The 17425-nt window shown below is 72.8% G+C and carries 13 protein-coding genes; 9 read left to right on the top strand and 4 right to left on the bottom strand.

Annotation, left to right across the window (positions count from 1 at the left end):
- The first annotated feature begins 205 nt into the window (after positions 1-205).
- The 5 genes from ACWH4W_RS23270 to ACWH4W_RS23250 all read left to right on the top strand — a co-directional run bounded on the left by ACWH4W_RS23270 (position 206) and on the right by ACWH4W_RS23250 (position 9023).
- On the top strand, positions 206-3580 hold the full coding sequence (locus ACWH4W_RS23270; protein WP_473079240.1) for a pyruvate carboxylase: 3375 nt from the start codon (positions 206-208) through the stop codon (positions 3578-3580).
- 167 nt (positions 3581-3747) lie between these two features.
- Entirely contained in the window at positions 3748-4560 is an 813-nt protein-coding gene (locus ACWH4W_RS23265; protein WP_473077797.1) for an SAM-dependent methyltransferase, read from the top strand.
- Positions 4561-4775: 215 nt separating this feature from the next.
- Positions 4776-7787 carry a 3-keto-alpha-glucoside-1,2-lyase-like domain-containing protein gene (locus ACWH4W_RS23260; protein ID WP_473077796.1) on the top strand — a complete coding sequence of 1004 codons (3012 nt, stop codon included), beginning with the start codon at positions 4776-4778 and terminating at the stop codon, positions 7785-7787.
- Between the two features lie 20 nt (positions 7788-7807).
- Entirely contained in the window at positions 7808-8200 is a 393-nt protein-coding gene (locus tag ACWH4W_RS23255) for a hypothetical protein (protein WP_473077795.1), read from the top strand.
- Positions 8201-8231: 31 nt separating this feature from the next.
- On the top strand, positions 8232-9023 hold the full coding sequence (locus ACWH4W_RS23250) for a VOC family protein (protein ID WP_473077794.1): 792 nt from the start codon (positions 8232-8234) through the stop codon (positions 9021-9023).
- On the opposite strand, the gene ACWH4W_RS23245 is transcribed toward ACWH4W_RS23250, so the two are convergent.
- A complete protein-coding gene (locus ACWH4W_RS23245) occupies positions 9004-9414 on the bottom strand; it encodes a RidA family protein (protein ID WP_473077793.1) in 411 nt (136 codons plus the stop codon). The genes ACWH4W_RS23250 and ACWH4W_RS23245 overlap by 20 nt on opposite strands.
- Positions 9415-9661: 247 nt before the next feature.
- Between ACWH4W_RS23245 and ACWH4W_RS23240 the strand changes: the two genes are divergently transcribed.
- Together ACWH4W_RS23240 and ACWH4W_RS23235 are read left to right on the top strand one after the other, a co-directional pair.
- Positions 9662-10000, top strand: coding sequence for an STAS domain-containing protein (locus ACWH4W_RS23240; protein WP_473077792.1), 339 nt, complete (start codon positions 9662-9664; stop codon positions 9998-10000).
- Between the two features lie 63 nt (positions 10001-10063).
- Complete coding sequence (locus tag ACWH4W_RS23235) at positions 10064-10876, top strand: formate/nitrite transporter family protein (RefSeq protein WP_473077791.1); 813 nt, start codon at positions 10064-10066, stop codon at positions 10874-10876.
- Positions 10877-10920: 44 nt separating this feature from the next.
- Here ACWH4W_RS23235 and ACWH4W_RS23230 read toward each other — a convergent pair whose 3' ends face one another.
- Positions 10921-12795, bottom strand: a complete 1875-nt coding sequence (locus tag ACWH4W_RS23230) for an ABC transporter ATP-binding protein (protein ID WP_473077790.1) — start codon at positions 12793-12795, stop codon at positions 10921-10923.
- A gap of 300 nt (positions 12796-13095) precedes the next feature.
- On the opposite strand from ACWH4W_RS23230, the gene ACWH4W_RS23225 reads away from it, so the two are divergent.
- Positions 13096-13671: a TetR/AcrR family transcriptional regulator gene (locus tag ACWH4W_RS23225; protein WP_473077789.1), complete on the top strand. Its 576-nt coding sequence runs from the start codon at positions 13096-13098 to the stop codon at positions 13669-13671.
- A 50-nt stretch (positions 13672-13721) separates the two neighbouring features.
- On the top strand, positions 13722-14909 hold the full coding sequence (locus ACWH4W_RS23220; RefSeq protein ID WP_473077788.1) for a GDSL-type esterase/lipase family protein: 1188 nt from the start codon (positions 13722-13724) through the stop codon (positions 14907-14909).
- A gap of 115 nt (positions 14910-15024) precedes the next feature.
- Here the strand turns inward: ACWH4W_RS23220 and ACWH4W_RS23215 are convergent, their stop codons facing one another.
- Positions 15025-16584 carry an MDR family MFS transporter gene (locus ACWH4W_RS23215; RefSeq protein ID WP_473079239.1) on the bottom strand — a complete coding sequence of 520 codons (1560 nt, stop codon included), beginning with the start codon at positions 16582-16584 and terminating at the stop codon, positions 15025-15027.
- A gap of 160 nt (positions 16585-16744) precedes the next feature.
- A complete protein-coding gene (locus tag ACWH4W_RS23210; protein ID WP_473077787.1) occupies positions 16745-17419 on the bottom strand; it encodes a TetR/AcrR family transcriptional regulator in 675 nt (224 codons plus the stop codon).
- Between the last annotated feature and the right edge of the window lie 6 nt (positions 17420-17425).

Raw genomic sequence — 17425 nt, 5'->3', positions numbered from 1 at the left:
CCACCGAGCAGCAGGCGGCACGCACACCCGCACCGATCGGGCGCGGAGGGCCGCGGGGGAAACGCTCCGCCCGCGGCCCCCGTTCGTCCCGGTATGCCGGTCCGCGGTCCGGGGCGCGCCCGTGCGAGTGGCCCGGCTCACATGGCGTACCGGACCCGCCGCGGACACGATGGTGATCGTCACCGGCAGGCTGAAGGGATCGACCATGTTCCGCAAGGTGCTCGTCGCCAACCGCGGCGAGATCGCGATCCGGGCGTTCCGCGCGGGCTACGAACTGGGGGCGCGCACCGTCGCCGTCTTCCCGCACGAGGACCGCAACTCGCTGCACCGGCTGAAGGCCGACGAGGCCTACGAGATCGGCCAACCGGGCCATCCGGTCCGGGCGTACCTCTCCGTCGAGGAGATCGTCCGCGCGGCCCGCCGGGCGGGCGCCGACGCCGTCTACCCGGGCTACGGCTTCCTGTCGGAGAACCCCGAACTCGCGAAGGCCTGCGAGGAAGCGGGCATCACCTTCGTCGGCCCTGACGCCCGCATCCTGGAACTGACCGGGAACAAGGCACGCGCGGTGGCCGCGGCCCGGGAGGCGGGCGTGCCCGTCCTCGGCTCCTCCGCGCCCTCCACCGACATCGACGAACTCGTGCGCGCCGCCGACGAGATCGGCTTCCCCGTCTTCGTCAAGGCGGTCGCGGGCGGCGGCGGGCGCGGCATGCGCCGCGTGGAGGACCCCGCCCAGCTGCGCGAGGCCGTTGAGGCCGCGTCCCGCGAGGCCGCCTCCGCGTTCGGCGACCCCACGGTGTTCCTGGAGAAGGCCGTCGTCGAGCCCCGCCACATCGAGGTGCAGATCCTCGCCGACGGCCAGGGGAACGTCATCCACCTCTTCGAGCGCGACTGCTCCGTGCAGCGCCGCCACCAGAAGGTGATCGAGCTCGCCCCCGCGCCCAACCTGGACCCCGGGCTGCGCGACCGGATCTGCGCCGACGCCGTGCGGTTCGCCCGGCGGATCGGCTACCGCAACGCCGGCACCGTGGAGTTCCTCCTCGACCGCGACGGCAACCACGTCTTCATCGAGATGAACCCGCGCATCCAGGTCGAGCACACGGTCACCGAGGAGGTCACCGACGTCGACCTGGTACAGGCCCAGTTGCGCATCGCCGCCGGCGAGTCGCTCGCCGACCTCGGACTGTCGCAGGAGTCCGTCACCCTGCGCGGCGCGGCCCTGCAGTGCCGCATCACCACCGAGGACCCGGCCAACGGCTTCCGCCCGGACACCGGCCGCATCAGCGCCTACCGCTCGCCCGGCGGCTCCGGCATCCGCCTCGACGGCGGAACCACCCACGCCGGCACGGAGATCAGCGCCCACTTCGACTCCATGCTGGTCAAACTGACCTGCCGGGGCCGCGACTTCGGCGCCGCGGTGGGCCGGGCCCGGCGCGCCGTGGCCGAATTCCGCATCCGCGGCGTGGCCACCAACATCCCCTTCCTGCAGGCCGTTCTGGACGACCCCGACTTCCAGGCCGGGCGGGTCACCACCTCGTTCATCGAGCAGCGCCCGCAGCTGCTCACCGCCCGTCACTCCGCCGACCGCGGCACCAAGCTGCTCACCTACCTCGCCGACGTCACCGTCAACAAGCCGCACGGCGAGCGCCCCGAGCTGATCGACCCGCTGACCAAGCTGCCCGAGGCGCCCGCGGGGGAGCCGCCGGCCGGTTCCAGGCAGCGCCTCGCCGAGCTGGGCCCGGAGGGCTTCGCCCGCCGGCTGCGCGAGTCGCCGGCCCTCGGCGTCACCGACACCACCTTCCGCGACGCCCACCAGTCGCTGCTCGCCACCCGGGTCCGCACCAAGGACCTGCTCGCCGTCGCCCCGGTGGTCGCGCACACCCTGCCCGGGCTGCTGTCCCTGGAGTGCTGGGGCGGCGCCACCTACGACGTCGCCCTGCGCTTCCTCGCCGAGGACCCGTGGGAGCGGCTGGCCGCCCTGCGCGAGGCCGTGCCCAACATCTGCCTCCAGATGCTGCTGCGCGGCCGCAACACCGTGGGCTACACGCCGTACCCGACGGAGGTGACCGACGCCTTCGTGCAGGAGGCGGCGGCGACCGGCATCGACGTCTTCCGCATCTTCGACGCGCTGAACGACGTCTCCCAGATGCGGCCCGCGATCGACGCCGTCCGCGCGACCGGCACGTCCGTGGCGGAGGTGGCCCTGTGCTACACCTCCGACCTGTCCGACCCGTCGGAGCGGCTCTACACGCTGGACTACTACCTGCGGCTGGCCGAGCAGATCGTCGAGGCGGGCGCGCACGTCCTGGCCGTGAAGGACATGGCGGGCCTGCTGCGGGCGCCCGCGGCGGCGACGCTGGTGTCGGCGCTGCGCCGGGAGTTCGACCTGCCGGTGCACCTGCACACCCACGACACCGCGGGCGGGCAGCTCGCCACCTACCTCGCCGCGATCCAGGCGGGCGCGGACGCCGTGGACGGGGCGGTGGCCTCGATGGCCGGCACCACCTCGCAGCCCTCGCTGTCGGCGCTCGTCGCGGCCACCGACCACTCCGAGCGGCCCACCGGCCTGGACCTCCAGGCGGTCGGCGACCTGGAGCCGTACTGGGAGAGCGTCCGCAAGGTCTACGCGCCGTTCGAGGCGGGCCTGGCCTCCCCGACCGGCCGCGTCTACCACCACGAGATCCCCGGCGGCCAGCTCTCCAACCTGCGCACCCAGGCGATCGCGCTGGGCCTCGGCGACCGCTTCGAGGACATCGAGGCGATGTACGCGGCCGCCGACCGGATGCTGGGCCGGCTGGTGAAGGTCACCCCGTCGTCCAAGGTGGTCGGCGACCTGGCCCTGCACCTGGTCGGCGCGGGCGTCGACCCGCGCGAGTTCGAGGAGCAGCCGGACCGCTTCGACATCCCCGACTCGGTCGTCGGCTTCCTGCGCGGCGAGCTGGGCACCCCGCCCGGCGGCTGGCCCGAGCCGTTCCGCAGCAAGGCGCTGCGCGGCCGGGCGGAGCCCAGGCCGGCCCCGGAGCTGTCCGCCGAGGACCGCGAGGGCCTGGCCAAGGACCGGCGCCCGACCCTCAACCGGCTGCTGTTCCCCGGACCGACCCGCGAGTTCGAGACGCACCGCCAGTCGTTCGGCGACACCAGCGTCCTGGACAGCAAGGACTTCTTCTACGGACTGCGTCCCGGGAAGGAGTACAGCGTCGACCTCGACCCCGGCGTCCGGCTGCTGATCGAGCTCCAGGCGGTCGGTGACGCCGACGAGCGCGGCATGCGCACGGTGATGGCCACGCTCAACGGCCAGCTGCGGCCGATCCAGGTCCGTGACCGCGCGGCGGCCTCCGACGTGCCGGTCACGGAGAAGGCCGACCGCGCCGACCCGGGCCATGTGGCGGCGCCCTTCGCCGGCGTGGTGACCCTCGCGGTCGCCGAGGGCGACCAGGTGGAGGCGGGTGCCACGGTGGCCACCATCGAGGCGATGAAGATGGAGGCGGCCATCACGGCCCCGAAGTCCGGCACGGTCTCCCGGCTGGCGATCAACCGCATCCAGCAGGTGGAGGGCGGCGACCTCCTGGTCGAACTCGCCTGACCTCCACCCAGTATTTCCTTCGGCATATGCCCGACGGGGCCGCCGTCCCGCGTGACGACGGCCCCGTCCGCACGTCCGGCGCGCCTTCGGGCAAGCCTGCGCAGAAGAGCTGTGGGACCGTAGATTGAGCGGCGACAACAGCTCTCGGAACACCACGGACGGTAGCCATGACCGACCCCGCGACGGCACCCGGATCGACTCAGCAGAAGATCGACACCTCGGTGCCGCACTCGGCCCGCATCTGGAACTACTGGCTGGGAGGGAAGGACAACTACCCCGTCGACGAGGAGGCCGGCGACGCCTACACCGCCGTCTTCCCCGGTATCGTCGCCATCGCCCGCGGCAGCCGCGCCTTCCTGCGCCGCACCATCACGTACCTGGCCGCCGAGCAGGGCATACGCCAGTTCCTGGACATCGGCACCGGCCTCCCGACGGCCGACAACACCCATCAGGTCGCCCAGCGGATCGCGCCCGAGTCCCGGATCGTCTACGTCGACAACGACCCGATGGTCCTCGCCCACGCCCGCGCGCTGCTCTACTCCACCCCCGAGGGCGCGACGGCGTACGTCGACGCGAACGTCCTGGAGCCCGAGCGCATCCTGGAGGCCGCGGGCCGCACCCTGGACCTCACGCGTCCCACCGCGCTGATCCTCAGCAACATCCTCGGCCACATCGCCGACTACGACGAGGCGCGCTCCGTCGTCGACCGGCTGATGGCCGCCCTGCCGTCCGGCAGCTACCTGTCGGTCAACGACGGCTCGCGCGGCGTCGACCCGGGCTTCGAGCGAGCCCAGGAGGCCTACAACGCCAGCGGCGCGGTGCCGTACAACCTGCGGACCGTGGAGGAGATCACCTCCTTCTTCGACGGGCTCGAGCTGGTCGAGCCCGGCGTCGTGTCGGTGCAGCAGTGGCGTCCCGAGGTTCAGGAGCCGGCCCCGGAGATCATCGCCGAACACGGCGGCCTGGCCCGTAAGCCCTGAGTCGTCCGGCTGTCCACGACAGGCGGGTCCCGGCGGTCCGGGGCCCGCCTCTTCGTCGGCCGTGCGACGCACTTTGAACTCGTCGATGACAAAGTATGGACGAGTTGAGCAGAAGTCTCCTAGCGTGTCGGCGCAACCGTTGGCGTACTCGTAATGCGCGTGTCCCACACCGGAGTTGATCCGGCCCTCCGGTCGACCCAGCAGGAGGCAGAAGCATGCACGCACGGCTGTACCGGCATGTCCGAAGATCTCTCACCGGCCTGCTCGTCGGCGCCTTCCTGGCCGGCGGCGTGTGGGGGGCGCCGCCGGCCGCGGCCCGGCCGGACGCCGCCCCGCGGGCCGATGTGCCGCCCCAGGAACCGGGCGTCACGCTCCGCGTGTTCGACGTGCAGGTCCCGCTCGAGACGATCTGCACCCTCAAGCCCGGCCAGACCCCCAACGTCGACCGGCTGGAGCCGGTCGTCGACTTCAGCTCGACCGACGACTTCGGCGGGTTCGCCGACGACTTCGTCAGCCAGGTCACCGGCAACATCCATGTGCCGACCGCCGGTTCGTACACCTTCCGGCTGATCAGCGACGACGGCTCACGCCTGCTGATCGGCGACCAGGTGGTGGTCGACCACGACGGGCTGCACGGCGCCGAACCCAAGGACGGCACCGTCGAACTCACCGAGGGCATGCACGCGTTGCGCATCGACCACTTCGAGCGCGGCGGCGACCAGCGGCTCACCCTGGCCTGGCGGCCGCCGGGCGCCGACGGCTTCGCCACCGTGCCGAACGAGGCGCTGAGCACCGACGCCGGTGTGGTCCGGGTGACCGCGCCGGGCCGCAAGGAGTGCGAGGGCGTCACCGACTCGCCCGGCGACGGCCTGCCGCTGAACGCCGTACGCCCCGACCACACGCTCACCGACCTGCGCCCCGAAGGCTTCGAACCGCAGGTCACCGGCATGGACTGGCTGCCCGACGGCCGGCTGCTCGTGAGCACCTGGGGCGGCACCGACAACACGGCCGGTGAGGTCTACGTCCTCGACCACGTCACCGGCAGCACCGGCCCGGACAAGGTGAAGGCCACGAGGATCGCCGGCGGGCTGAAGGAGCCGATGGGCCTGAAGGTCGTCGACGGTGCCGTCTACGTCTCGCAGAAGCACGAGCTGACCGAACTGCGCGACAGCGACGGCGACGGCTCCCTCGACCGGTCCCGGACCGTCGCCACCTGGCCCTACGGCGGCAACTTCCACGAGTTCGCCTTCGGCCTCCTCTACGACAAGGGCCACTTCTACCTGAACCTGTCCGTCGCCATCGACTACGGCGGCGCCACCACCGACCCGCAGCCCGCACCCGGCAGGGGCGTCACCGTCAAGGTGAACAAGAAGACGGGGAAGGTCAGTTATCTGGCCGGAGGACTGCGCACGCCCAACGGCATCGGCTGGGGTCCCGGCGGCGGCATGTTCGTCACCGACAACCAGGGCGGCTGGCTGCCCGCGTCCAAGCTGGTCCACGTCCGGCAGGGCCGCTTCTTCAACCACTACACCAATCCCGCCGGCCCCTTCGACGAGGAGCCGGTGACGCAGCCGGTGCTGTGGCTGCCGCAGAACGAGATCGCCAACTCGCCCAGCACGCCGCTGTACCTGACCAAGGGACGCTTCAAGGGGCAGATGCTGTTCGGTGACGTCACCTACGGCGGTCTCCAGCGGGCCTACCTGGAGAAGGTCGAGGGCCAGTACCAGGGTGCCGTGTTCCGCTTCACCCAGGGCCTCGAGGCGGGCGTGAACCGCATCAGCATGGGCCCCGACGGCGCGATCTACGTGGGCGGCCTGGGCGCCGACGGCAACTGGGGCCAGGAGGGCAAGCTCAAGTTCGGGCTGCAGAAGCTGACACCCAACGGCGGCAACACCTTCGACATCCAGGCCATGCGGGTGCGCAAGGGCGGCTTCGAGCTGGAGTACACCCAGCCGCTGTCGCAGGAGACCGCCGAGGACCTGGTGAGCCACTACCGGGCCGAGCAGTGGCGCTACACCCCGACCCGTGACTACGGCGGCCCCAAGATCGCCGAGGAGACCCTGGAGGTGACCTCCGCGCGCCTGTCCGCCGACCGCAGGAAGGTCACCCTGACGATCGACGGCCTGAAGCCCGGCCGCGTGGTGCACCTGCGCTCCCCGCGCCCGTTCAGCTCCGCGTCCGGCGAGACCCTGTGGAGCACCGAGGCCTGGTACACCCTCAACGCCCTGCCCGGCGCCGAGCCCGCGCCCGGCCCGGTGTACGAGGCGGAGGAGGCGACCCTCACCGGCGCCGCCGGCGTCAACACCGACCACCGCGGCTACTCCGGCAGCGGCTTCGTCGACCGGTACGGCACCCAGGGCGCCGCCACCACCTTCGACGTCACGGTGGGCAGGAGCGGCTCCTACGACGTGGGCCTGCGCTACTCCAACGGCCCGAACCCCTTCCAGGGCACCAAGTCCGTCTCCCTGTACGTCAACGGGCACAAGGTCGGGCAGACGCGGCTGCGCAGCACCGGCGACTGGGACACCTGGTCGACACAGCGGGAGACGGTACGCCTGCGCGCCGGGCACAACACCGTCGCCTACCGGGTCGACGAGGGCGACACCGGGCACGTCAACCTCGACCTCGTCACCGTCGACCGGCACGGCGCCCCGGTCACCCTGTTCGACGGCCGGGGCCTGGAGCGGTGGCAGCACACCGACGGACGCCCGGTGCAGTGGCCGGCCGAGGACGGGGCGGCGGAGGTCTGCTGCGGCGACATCCGCACGAAGGACGGCTACGACGACTTCCGGCTGCACCTGGAGTACTGGCTGCCGAAGCTGCCCCCGGACGTCACCGGCCAGGACCGCGCCAACAGCGGCGTCTACCTCCAGGACCGCTACGAGATCCAGATCCTGGACTCCTACGGCGACACCACGCCCGCCGCCGACGAGGCGGGCGCGATCTACCGGAAGAAGGCGCCCGACGTGAACGCCGCCGGGCCGCCGGAGACCTGGCAGTCGTACGACATCGTCTTCCGCGCCGCGCGGTACGACGCCGAGGGCGTCAAGACGTCCGACGCGCGGATCACGGTGGTGTGGAACGGCAGGAAGGTCCACGACGACGTGGTGGTCGACGGCCCCACGGGCGGCGGCGCGCCCGAGGGACCGGCGGCCGCGGCGATCCGTCTCCAGGACCACGGCAACGCGGTCCGGTACCGGAACATCCGCATCGAGCCGCTGAGCTGACGCGGTACCGGTGGACACGGGTGCGGCCGGGCCCCACGGGGACCCGGCCGCACCCCTGCGGGGTCTGCCGCACCGCGGGCTGCCGGTCGGCCGGGCGACCGGAGGTCACCGCGCCGGGCGAGTCGGCCGCGGCGGCGTTCCCGCCGGACCACAAGCCGGTCGCGGGGCTGTCCGACAACGAACCGCCGGCCGACGCGCTGCTGCCGCCGGACGCCTTCCACCCGCCGGTGGGCCGCCCCGTCACCCACGGGACCTACCGCGACGCAGCCCACCCCTCGTGGCCGGTCCTGCCGTTCACCACGGGTGCGGCGGAGCAGGAGGCGTGGGAACACCCGATCACGGCGTGCTTCGCCGTCCGGGACGCCCGGACGGCGAAGCCGGAGGGCGGGCACCGGCGTCCGGTGGCACGCTGAGTCCCTAGGCAAGCTCCGAAAGGACCTCGCGGTGATCACCACTGACTTCGCCCCCGGCTCACCCTGCATGCTCGACCTCGGCGTCCCCGACGTCCCGGCCGCCGCCTCGTTCTACGGCGCGGTCCTCGGCTGGGACTTCGAGCCGATGGGGGAGGACGTCGGCGGCGGTATGTTCCGCAAGGACGGCAAGATGGTCGCCGGCCTCGGCGAACTCACCGAGGAGGGCGCCCGGCCGGCCTGGATGATCTACTACACGGTCGCCGACGCGGACGCCACCACCCGGGCCGTCGAGAACGGCGGCGGCACCGTGCGCGTGGCGCCGCTCGACATCGACGAGTGGGGCCGGATGGCCCAGTACAGCGACCCGCTGGGCGGCCAGTTCGCGGTCTGGCAGCCCGGCGAGAGCAAGGGCGTCGACCTGGTCGACGCGCCCGGTTCCCTGTGCTGGACCGAGCTGTACACGAGCGACGCGGCCGGGGCCCGGCGGTTCTACGGCGACGTCCTCGGCTGGCGCTTCACCGACATGCCGATGCCGGGCGACGAGGGCACGTACACGATGATCACCCCGGCCGGACTGCCCGACGAGCGGATGCACGGCGGCCTCATGGAGGTCGGCGAGGACGCCCTGTCCCTGGCCGGCGGGCGGCCCTACTGGCACCCCGTGTTCGCGGTCGCCGACTGCGACGCGGCCGTCGCCCAGGTGGAGGAGAACGGCGGCAGCGTGCGGATGGGCCCGGTGGACGCGGAGGGCGTCGGCCGGATGGCCCTGTGCCTCGACCCCTTCAAGGCCGACTTCGTGCTGCTCACCCCGTCGGAGAGCTGACGGGGGCGGCGGGCCGCCGGGCGTCCACCTCGATCTCGATCCTCATCCGGGGATCGGCGAGACCGCAGACCATCATCGTCGCGGCCGGCCGCACCTCCCCGAAACACCGGCGCAGCACCGGCCAGCAGGGCTCGAAGTCCGCCCGGTCGGGCAGCAGGTAGCGCACCCGCACCACGTCGGCGAAGGTGCACCCCGCCTCCGCCAGCGCGGCGCCGATGGTGCGCAGGCACTGCTCGGCCTGCTCCACCACGTCGTCGGAGATCGTCATGGTGGCGTAGTCGAAGCCGGTGGTGCCGGACACGTGCACCCGGTCGCCGTCGACCACGGCACGGGCGTAACCGATCCGCTCCTCGAACGTCGAACCGCTCAGAATCGCACGTCGCCGCGTCATACGCGGCACCCCCCAGTACGTCGTCGAAGATCATCCGGACGGTGGATCATGCTGGCATCGTATGGCGTCGTCAACTCGCCGTGCCATGATGGGAGAACGAGAGACTGGTCGGCGTCACGGTGTCGGCTCGTGGGTTCCGGGCGTCGCCCCCCTCCAGGGCAGCCGGACCCCGCCATCGTCGACCGCCCCTTTTCCGGGTGCGCATCGCCTTTGGGCTCCCGACCCTCCCGAAGGGGGGCCGCTCACCATGCACTTCACCACACGGATCGACGGCGCCGCGGCACGGATCGCCGTGCACGGCGAGATCGACCACGACACCCTGCCCCTGCTCCGGGCCGAGGCCGCCGGGCTGCCGCCGAGCGTGACCGAACTGGTCTGGGACCTGGAGCACGCCCGCTTCATGGACGTCGCCGGCCTCCACCTGCTGTTCGCACAGCCGTCCCCGGAGGGCCCGTCCCGCAAGACCACGGTGACCAACCTGGCGCCGCAGCCGCTGCGACTGCTGATCCTCGCCACGAGGGTGCGGCCGGACCTGGAGCTCGCCCGGCTCCTGCCCGACACGCCGGCCGCCCTGCTCGCCGACTGACTCCGGCCCGCCCGGCGCCGTGCCCCCGGCCGCCGCGGGGCGAGCCGGGAGCGGAGAACCGCCATGGAGCCTGACGACCAGATCATGAAGGGGCCGGGGGAGCGGCGCGTCGCCGAGGCGGCGGAGCGGATCGTCGCCGAAGGCCGGCCGCGTCTGCACCGCACCTGGCCGTCCTTGATCGCCACCTCGCTGCTGGGCGGCATCGACGTGAGCGTGGGCGTCATGACGCTGCTGTTCGTCAAGCACGAGACCGGCAGCGACCTGCTGGCCGGACTGGCCTTCTCCGTGGGGCTGATCGCCCTGCTGCTCGGCCACAGCGAACTGTTCACCGAGGGCTTCCTGGTGCCGGTGAGCACCGTGGTCGCCGGCGCGGCCACCTGGCTCGACCTGCTGCGGCTGTGGGCGACGGTCCTGGTGATGAACCTGGCCGGCGGGTGGGTGTTCATGTGGATCGTGATGCGGGCCTTCCCCGAGCTGCACCGCACGGCGGCCGACGCGGGCGCGCGGTTCGTCGACGGCGGATACACCCTGGGCACCTTCTGCCTCACCGTGCTGGGCGGCGGCGTCATCACCCTCATGACCCGGATGCACCAGGGCACCGAGTCCATGACCGGGAAGATCGCCGCATCGGTGTCCGCCGCGTTCGTCCTGGCCGGACTCGGGCTGTGGCACTCGGTCCTGGACTCCCTGATCGCGTTCGCCGGCCTGCACGCCGGCAGCACGCCCTACGGGTACGCCGACTGGCTGGGATGGCTGGGCTGGGCGGTCCTCGGCAACGTGGTCGGGGGCGTCCTGCTGACCACGACGCTGCGCCTCGTGCGCAGCGCACCGGTGCTGCGCGAGGACGCACCCGCGACGCAGGCCGGCGACACCTGATCCGGGAGGGGTCCGCACCCGGCCCCTCCCGCACCCGGTGCCGCTCAGCGGTCCTGCGACAGCCGCAGCAGGTCGGCGAAGGTGCCGCCCGCGTGCACCAGGTCGTCGTACGTGCCGTGCTCGGTGATGCGGCCCTGCTCCAGGACGACGATGTGATCGGCGATCTTCGTGTTCTCCAGCCGGTGGGTGACCACGATGGTGATGCGGTCGCCCGCGATCGCCTTGATCCGCTCGAAGACGCCGTGCTCCCCGCGCGGGTCCATCTGCGACGTCGGCTCGTCGAGGATCAGCAGCGGCGGCCGCCGGTACAGCGCCCGGGAGCAGGCCAGCCGCTGCCACTGACCGCCGGACAGCTCGGCGCCGCCGAAGATCTCCCGGGCCAGGAGGGTGTCGAGCCCGGCGGGCAGGCCCTCCACGGCGTCCCGCATCCCGACCGCGTCGACCGCCTCCCACACCTCGTCGTCGCCCGCGCCGCGCGGCTGCCCGAGCGTCACGTTCTCCCGTACCCGCAGCGGCCACTGGGCGAAGATCTGCGGCACCAGACCCGTGCACCGCCACACCGAGGCCGGATCGGCGTCGGCGAGGTCGACGCCGTCCCAGGTGACCCGGCCCTTGTCCGCGAGGTAGATGCCGGTGACCAGCCGGGTCAGCGTGCTCTTGCCGGACCCGTTCACGCCGACCACGGCGAGGATCTCACCGCGCCGCAGGGTCAGCGACACGCCGTCCACGGCCGGCCGCTCCTTGCCCGGGTAGCGGTAGGTGACCTCCTCCAGGCGGATCTCCTCCACCGGGGACGCGACCTCCTCCCGCCCCCGCCGGGGAGCGCGCGCGGCGGCGTCGTCGAGGAACGCCTGCACGTCGCTGAGGTACAGGCTGGTGTGGAACACCGCCGCGCCGTTCATGACGACCTGGGACAGCGCGGCCAGGGTGGCCTGCACGGCGATCACGGCCGTGGCTGCGACGGCCGGGGCGACGCGCCCGGTGGCCGCGAGCCAGGCGAGCGCCCCCCAGGTAAGCACCAGGAACGCGCCGCCGGCGAGGGACGACAGCAGGGCGATCCGCAGGGTCCGCGGGGCCGCCGACAGGGAACGCCGGTCCACGCGCTCGGACAGGGCGCGGTACCAGTACCGGAGGTAGTCCGTCATGCCGTTGGCGCGGACCTCGTCGGCGTACTTCGGCGTGGTCGCCCACCAGCGGGTCATGCCCCGCACGGCGCGGTCGGCGACGTTCGCGTAGTGGATCTCGTAGTCGACGCGCGCGGTGAGGACGGCGCCCGCGGCGGCCGGGGCGACGGCCAGCAGGAGCAGGGGCAGCATCAGCGGGTTGAGGACGGACAGGACGCCGCAGGCGGTGACCATCCTGATGAGCGCGGCCGTGAAGCGCTGCGCGTCCATCACCATGACGTGCGTGCGCATCACCCCCGTCTCGGCGGCCTCCTGACGGTCGGCGAAACCGTCCACGGCGTACGCCTCGGCCTCCACCCGGCACACCGCCTCGACCAGCGCGCAGTCGGTCTCCGTGGTCAGCCGCGGGGTGACGCGCCGCTCGGCGTAGGCGGCCAGCGCGACCGACGCGCGGGCGACGGCGCTCGCGGCCGCGACGACGACCAGCGCGGGCAGCGCCTCGCGCAGCCGGTCGCCGGCCGTTCCGGAGCCGAGCAGCGGGCCCATGGCCCGGGCCGTCGCGGTCAGCAGGGCCGCCGCCGACACCCCGGTCACCAGTTGGCAGGCCAGGAGCAGCAGCACGGCCCGGCGGTCGATCCGCCACGCCATGACGCAGATCCGCCGCAGCACGGACGGGAGCCGGGAGCACAGGGCGCGGAAGCCGGCCTGGCCGAGCGGGTTCACGGAGGTGTGGCCGGAGAAGGTGATCTCGGCGGGCGGAGGGGGCGGGACGGCCTGGACGGTCGGTCGGGTCACGGCACTTCTCCCTGCTGGTCCGAGGAGTGAGGGCGACGACACCGGACTCAACGAGACGGGCGCCGGTATCGAACACACGTGTTTCGGACGACGTCCTTCCCGTGCGGGACGCGGCGGCCGGGGTACGGGCCTTGGGCGGCGGGCCCTCGTGAGCGGCGCCGGGTGGCCGAAACGCCGAACGCCGAGACGCGAGGGCCGCAGGAGACTCCCGAGTCCCGTGTGAGCACCTTCATGGGCATGACTTTTGCCTAAGGTCTTTAGGTGCGGTCATACTTGCTGTAGCTGAACGGAAGGATGGCTATGGCGCCGCGCGCAGGACTCACCACCGAACGCCTGACCAGAGCGGGCGCGGAACTCGCCGACGAGGTGGGCTTCGACCGGGTGACCGTCTCGGAGCTCGCCCGGCGTTTCGACGTCAAGCCGGCGAGCCTCTACTCCCACGTGAAGAACTCGCACGACCTCAGGACCCGCATCGCCCTCCTCGCCCTGGAGGAACTCGCCGACCGCGCCGCCGACGCCCTCGCCGGACGGGCCGGCAAGGACGCCCTCGTCGCCCTGGCGAACGTCTACCGCGACTACGCGCGCGAGCACCCGGGCCGGTACGCGGCGGCGCAGTTCCGGCTCGACCCGCAGACCGCCGCGGCCAGCGCCGGAGCGCGGCACGCCAGGATGACCCGCGCCCTGCTGCGCGGCTACGACCTGCACGAACCGGACCAGACCCACGCCGTCCGCCTGCTCGGCAGCGTCTTCCACGGCTACGTCAGCATCGAGACGGGCGGCGGCTTCAGCCACAGTGCCCCCGACACGGAGGAGACCTGGTCCCGCGTCCTCGACGCGCTGGACGCCCTCCTGCGCGGCTGGCCGCCCACGCCCTGACCCGCCGGTGCGCCCCCTCACGTCCGCCCACCCCCGAAACGGATCGAGACATGCCCTCCGCACCCCTCGCCACGCTCATCACCCCCGTCACCGCCGACCTCGTACGCGGCGCCCTCGACCTCGAGGAGACCCCCGACGGACTGCTGCCGCACCGCCTGCCCGCCTGGGCGCGGGCCCAGTGCGCGGACGGGCAGCTCGCCATGGCCGAGTCCCAGCCCTCCGGCGTCCGCCTGGCCTTCCGCACCCGGGCCACCGTCGTCGAGCTGGAGACCGTCCCCACCAAGCGTGTCCATGCGGGCGCCCCGCCCCGCCCCGCCGGCCTGTACGACCTGCTCGTCGACGGCCGGCCGGCCGGGCAGGCGTCCGCGACCGGCGGCAACACGGTCACCATCGACATGTCCACCGGCAACGCGGAGATGAGCCCCGGGCCGGCGGGCGCCGTCCGCTTCGACGGACTGCCCGCCACCGACAAGACCGTGGAGATCTGGCTGCCGTACAACGAGATCACCGCGCTCGTCGCACTGCGCACCGACGCCCCGGTGGAGCCCGCGCCCGCATCGGGACGCCGCACCTGGGTGCACCACGGCAGCTCCATCAGCCACGGCTCCGACGCCGCGAGCCCCACCACCACCTGGCCCGCGCTCGCCGCCGCCGCGGGCGGGGTGGAGCTGGTGAACCTCGGCTTCGGCGGCAGCGCCCTGCTGGACCCGTTCGTCGCCCGGACCATACGGGACATGCCGGCCGACCTGATCAGCCTCAAGATCGGCATCAACCTGGTCAACGCCGACCTGATGAGGCTGCGGGCGCTCGGCCCCGCCGTGCACGGCTTCCTGGACACCATCCGCGACGGCCACCCCGACACCCCGTTGCTGGTCGTCTCACCGATCCTGTGCCCCATGCACGAGGACACCCCCGGCCCCACGGCCTTCGACTTCGGCCGGCTCGCCGAGGGCAAGCTGTCGTTCACGGCCTCCGGCGACCCGCAGGAGCGGGCCGCGGGCAAGCTGACGCTGAACGCCGTCCGCGAGGAACTGGAGCGCGTGGTGGCGGCGCGCGCGAAGGACGACCCGCACCTCCACCACCTCGACGGGCGCGCCCTGTACGGCGAGGAGGACCACGCCGAACTTCCGCTGCCCGACGGGCTGCACCCCGGCGCGGACGCGCACCGCCGCATCGGCGAACACTTCGCCGCCCACGCCTTCGCGGCCGGCGGCCCCTTCGCCGACGCCGGGAACTGACCGGACGAGGGCCGCCCTTTTCCCGGGGGCGGCCGCCTCCCTCCGCGGCTGCGACGACGAGCGCCCCGCGGCCTGCAGGCCGCGGGGCGCTCGTCGTGTGCGCTGAGGGAGGTGATCAGCTCCCGACGACGGTCTTGTCCGTGCCCGCCGCGGTGCCGGCCTCCTCGGCGAGGCGCTCCATGCCGCTGGTCGTCTTCAGCGGCTTCTCCTTGATGAAGACCACGGTGAGCAGCGCCAGCAGCGCGCACGGCGTGGCGATGAGGAACAGGTCGGCGGTGGCGACGCCGTAGGCGTGCTCGACGATCTGCCGCAGCGGCTCGGGCAGGGTGGACATGTCGGGGACGCTGCCCTCCCCGCCGCCGTCGCCGCCCGAGGGGATGCCCGCGGCGTCCAGGCCCTTGGTCATCTCGGACGCGACCCGGTTGGCGAGGACGGCCCCCAGGACGCTGGTGCCGATGGTGCCGCCCATGCTGCGGAAGAAGGACAGCACGGAGGTCGCGGCGCCCAGTTCGCTGGCCGGCACGTCGTTCTGGGCGGCCAGCACCAGGTTCTGCATCAGCATGCCGACGCCGACGCCGAGCACCGCCATGTAGACGCTGAGCAGGGTGAAGGAGGTGTCCGCGTCGATGGTGGCCAGCAGGCCGAGGCCGAGGGTCATGAAGACCGCGCCCGCCACCAGGTAACGCTTCCACACGCCGGTCTTGCTGATGACCTGACCGGCGACGGTCGACGAGACCAGCAGACCGAGGATCATCGGCAGGCTCATCAGACCGGCCACGGTGGGCGACTTGCCGAGGGACACCTGGAAGTACTGCGAGAGGAACACCGTGCCGCCGAACATGGCGACGCCGACCAGCAGGCTCGCGACCGTGGTGAGGGTGACGGTGCGGTTGCGGAAGATGTCCAGCGGGATGACCGGCTCGGGCGTCCGCGCCTCGACGAACACCGCCGCGGCCAGCAGCAGGACACCGGCGCCGGTGAGCGCGGCGGTCTGCCAGGAGGCCCAGTCGAACTCGTTGCCCGCCATGCTCACCCAGATCAGCAGGGCGCAGACGCCCGCGACGATGAGGAAGGCGCCCAGGAAGTCGATCTTCGCCTCGCGCCGGGTCCGCGGCAGGCGCAGGGTGCGCTGCAGCAGCGCGATGGCGAGCAGCGCGAACGGCACGCCGATGAAGAAGCACCAGCGCCAGCCCAGCCAGGAGGTGTCCACCAGCAGGCCGCCGATCAGCGGTCCGGCGACGGTGCCCACGGCGAAGACGGCGCCGAAGATGCCGGCGTACTTGCCGAGCCGGCGGGGCGGGATGATGGCCGCCATGACGACCTGGGCGAGCGCGGTCAGGCCGCCCGCGCCGATGCCCTGCACCACACGGCTGAAGATGAGCAGCTCGACACCGTTGGAGAAGCCCGCCAGCAGCGAGCCCACGACGAACATGGCCAGCGACAGCTGGAGCAGCAGCTTCTTGTCGAACAGGTCGGACAGCTTGCCCCAGAGCGGCACGGTCGCCGTCATGGCCAGCAGCTCCGAGGTGACGACCCAGGTGTAGGAGGACTGGCTCGCCCCCAGATCGGCGATGATCGTCGGCAGCGCGTTGGCCACGACGGTGCCCGCCAGGATCGCCACGAACATGCCGGCCATCAGCCCGGACATGGCCTGGAGTATCTGGCGGTTGGTCATGGCGGTGGGTGACGCCTCGTCCGGCGCCTGGGTTGCGGTCACAGTGGTCTCTCTCACGGGTCGGTGGGAAAAGGCGGGATCACGCCCTCGAAGGGGCGGAAGTGCGTGGGGGGCAGGGGCCGGTGTGTCGCGGGACCCGGCGCCCTGAAGAGGCCGGCGCCTACCGGGCCGGGGCCGGCAGTCCGGCGGCGAGGAGGTCGAACGCCTCGCGGAACACGTCGGCGAACGACAGCTCGTCCGGCCGTTCGCACCAGTGCTGCACGCTCACCCGCACCGCCGTCCCGGCGACGGCGGCGAGCAGCCGCGGGTACAGCCCGGGGGCGGCACGGTCCGCGTCGTCCTCGGGCGGGACGGCGGCGGCGTCCGGGTCGTCCCCGGCGCGGATCCGCCAGGCGATCGCCTCGGCCAGCCCCGACTCGTCGGCCGTCTGCGCGCCGAGGTTCCTCACGAGGAGGTGCGGGGCGGAACGCAGCACCCGGAGGTGCAGACTCCACAGCTCGTGCTGCCGCTCCGCCTCCCTCAGCTCCGCGGCGAGCGCCTCGCGCAGGGCCTCCAGCGGCGGGAGTCCGGGTGGCGCGGCGAGGAACGACCGCCGCACGCGCTCGCCGGCCTCCGCGTCCACGACGACGAAGGCGTCGTCGCGCGAGTCGAAGTAGTTGAAGAAGGTCCGGACGGACACGCCGGCCGCGGCGCTGATCGCCTCGACCGTCACCTGGTCCGCACCCTTCTCGGCGGCCAGCCGCACCGCCGCCTCCGCGAGCGCGGCGCGTGTGGCGCGCTTCTTGCGCTCCCGCAGACCGCCGCCCGCGGTGTCCTTCCCCGTCATGATGTGCATCGTATG

The sequence above is a fragment of the Streptomyces sp. DSM 120436 genome (genome assembly GCF_055778765.1).
This window is presented reverse-complemented; position numbering and strand designations above follow the sequence as displayed.

Bases quoted from the DNA above. Each gene is read 5' to 3' on its own strand.
- ACWH4W_RS23215 (WP_473079239.1), bottom strand. From the start codon at position 16,584: ATGACCAACCGCCAGATACTCCAGGCCATGTCCGGGCTGATGGCCGGC.
- ACWH4W_RS23225 (WP_473077789.1), top strand. From the start codon at position 13,096: ATGGCGCCGCGCGCAGGACTCACCACCGAACGCCTGACCAGAGCGGGC.
- ACWH4W_RS23240 (WP_473077792.1), top strand. From the start codon at position 9,662: ATGCACTTCACCACACGGATCGACGGCGCCGCGGCACGGATCGCCGTG.
- ACWH4W_RS23235 (WP_473077791.1), top strand. From the start codon at position 10,064: ATGGAGCCTGACGACCAGATCATGAAGGGGCCGGGGGAGCGGCGCGTC.
- ACWH4W_RS23260 (WP_473077796.1), top strand. From the start codon at position 4,776: ATGCACGCACGGCTGTACCGGCATGTCCGAAGATCTCTCACCGGCCTG.
- ACWH4W_RS23265 (WP_473077797.1), top strand. From the start codon at position 3,748: ATGACCGACCCCGCGACGGCACCCGGATCGACTCAGCAGAAGATCGAC.
- ACWH4W_RS23220 (WP_473077788.1), top strand. From the start codon at position 13,722: ATGCCCTCCGCACCCCTCGCCACGCTCATCACCCCCGTCACCGCCGAC.
- ACWH4W_RS23270 (WP_473079240.1), top strand. From the start codon at position 206: ATGTTCCGCAAGGTGCTCGTCGCCAACCGCGGCGAGATCGCGATCCGG.
- ACWH4W_RS23245 (WP_473077793.1), bottom strand. From the start codon at position 9,414: ATGACGCGGCGACGTGCGATTCTGAGCGGTTCGACGTTCGAGGAGCGG.
- ACWH4W_RS23210 (WP_473077787.1), bottom strand. From the start codon at position 17,419: ATGCACATCATGACGGGGAAGGACACCGCGGGCGGCGGTCTGCGGGAG.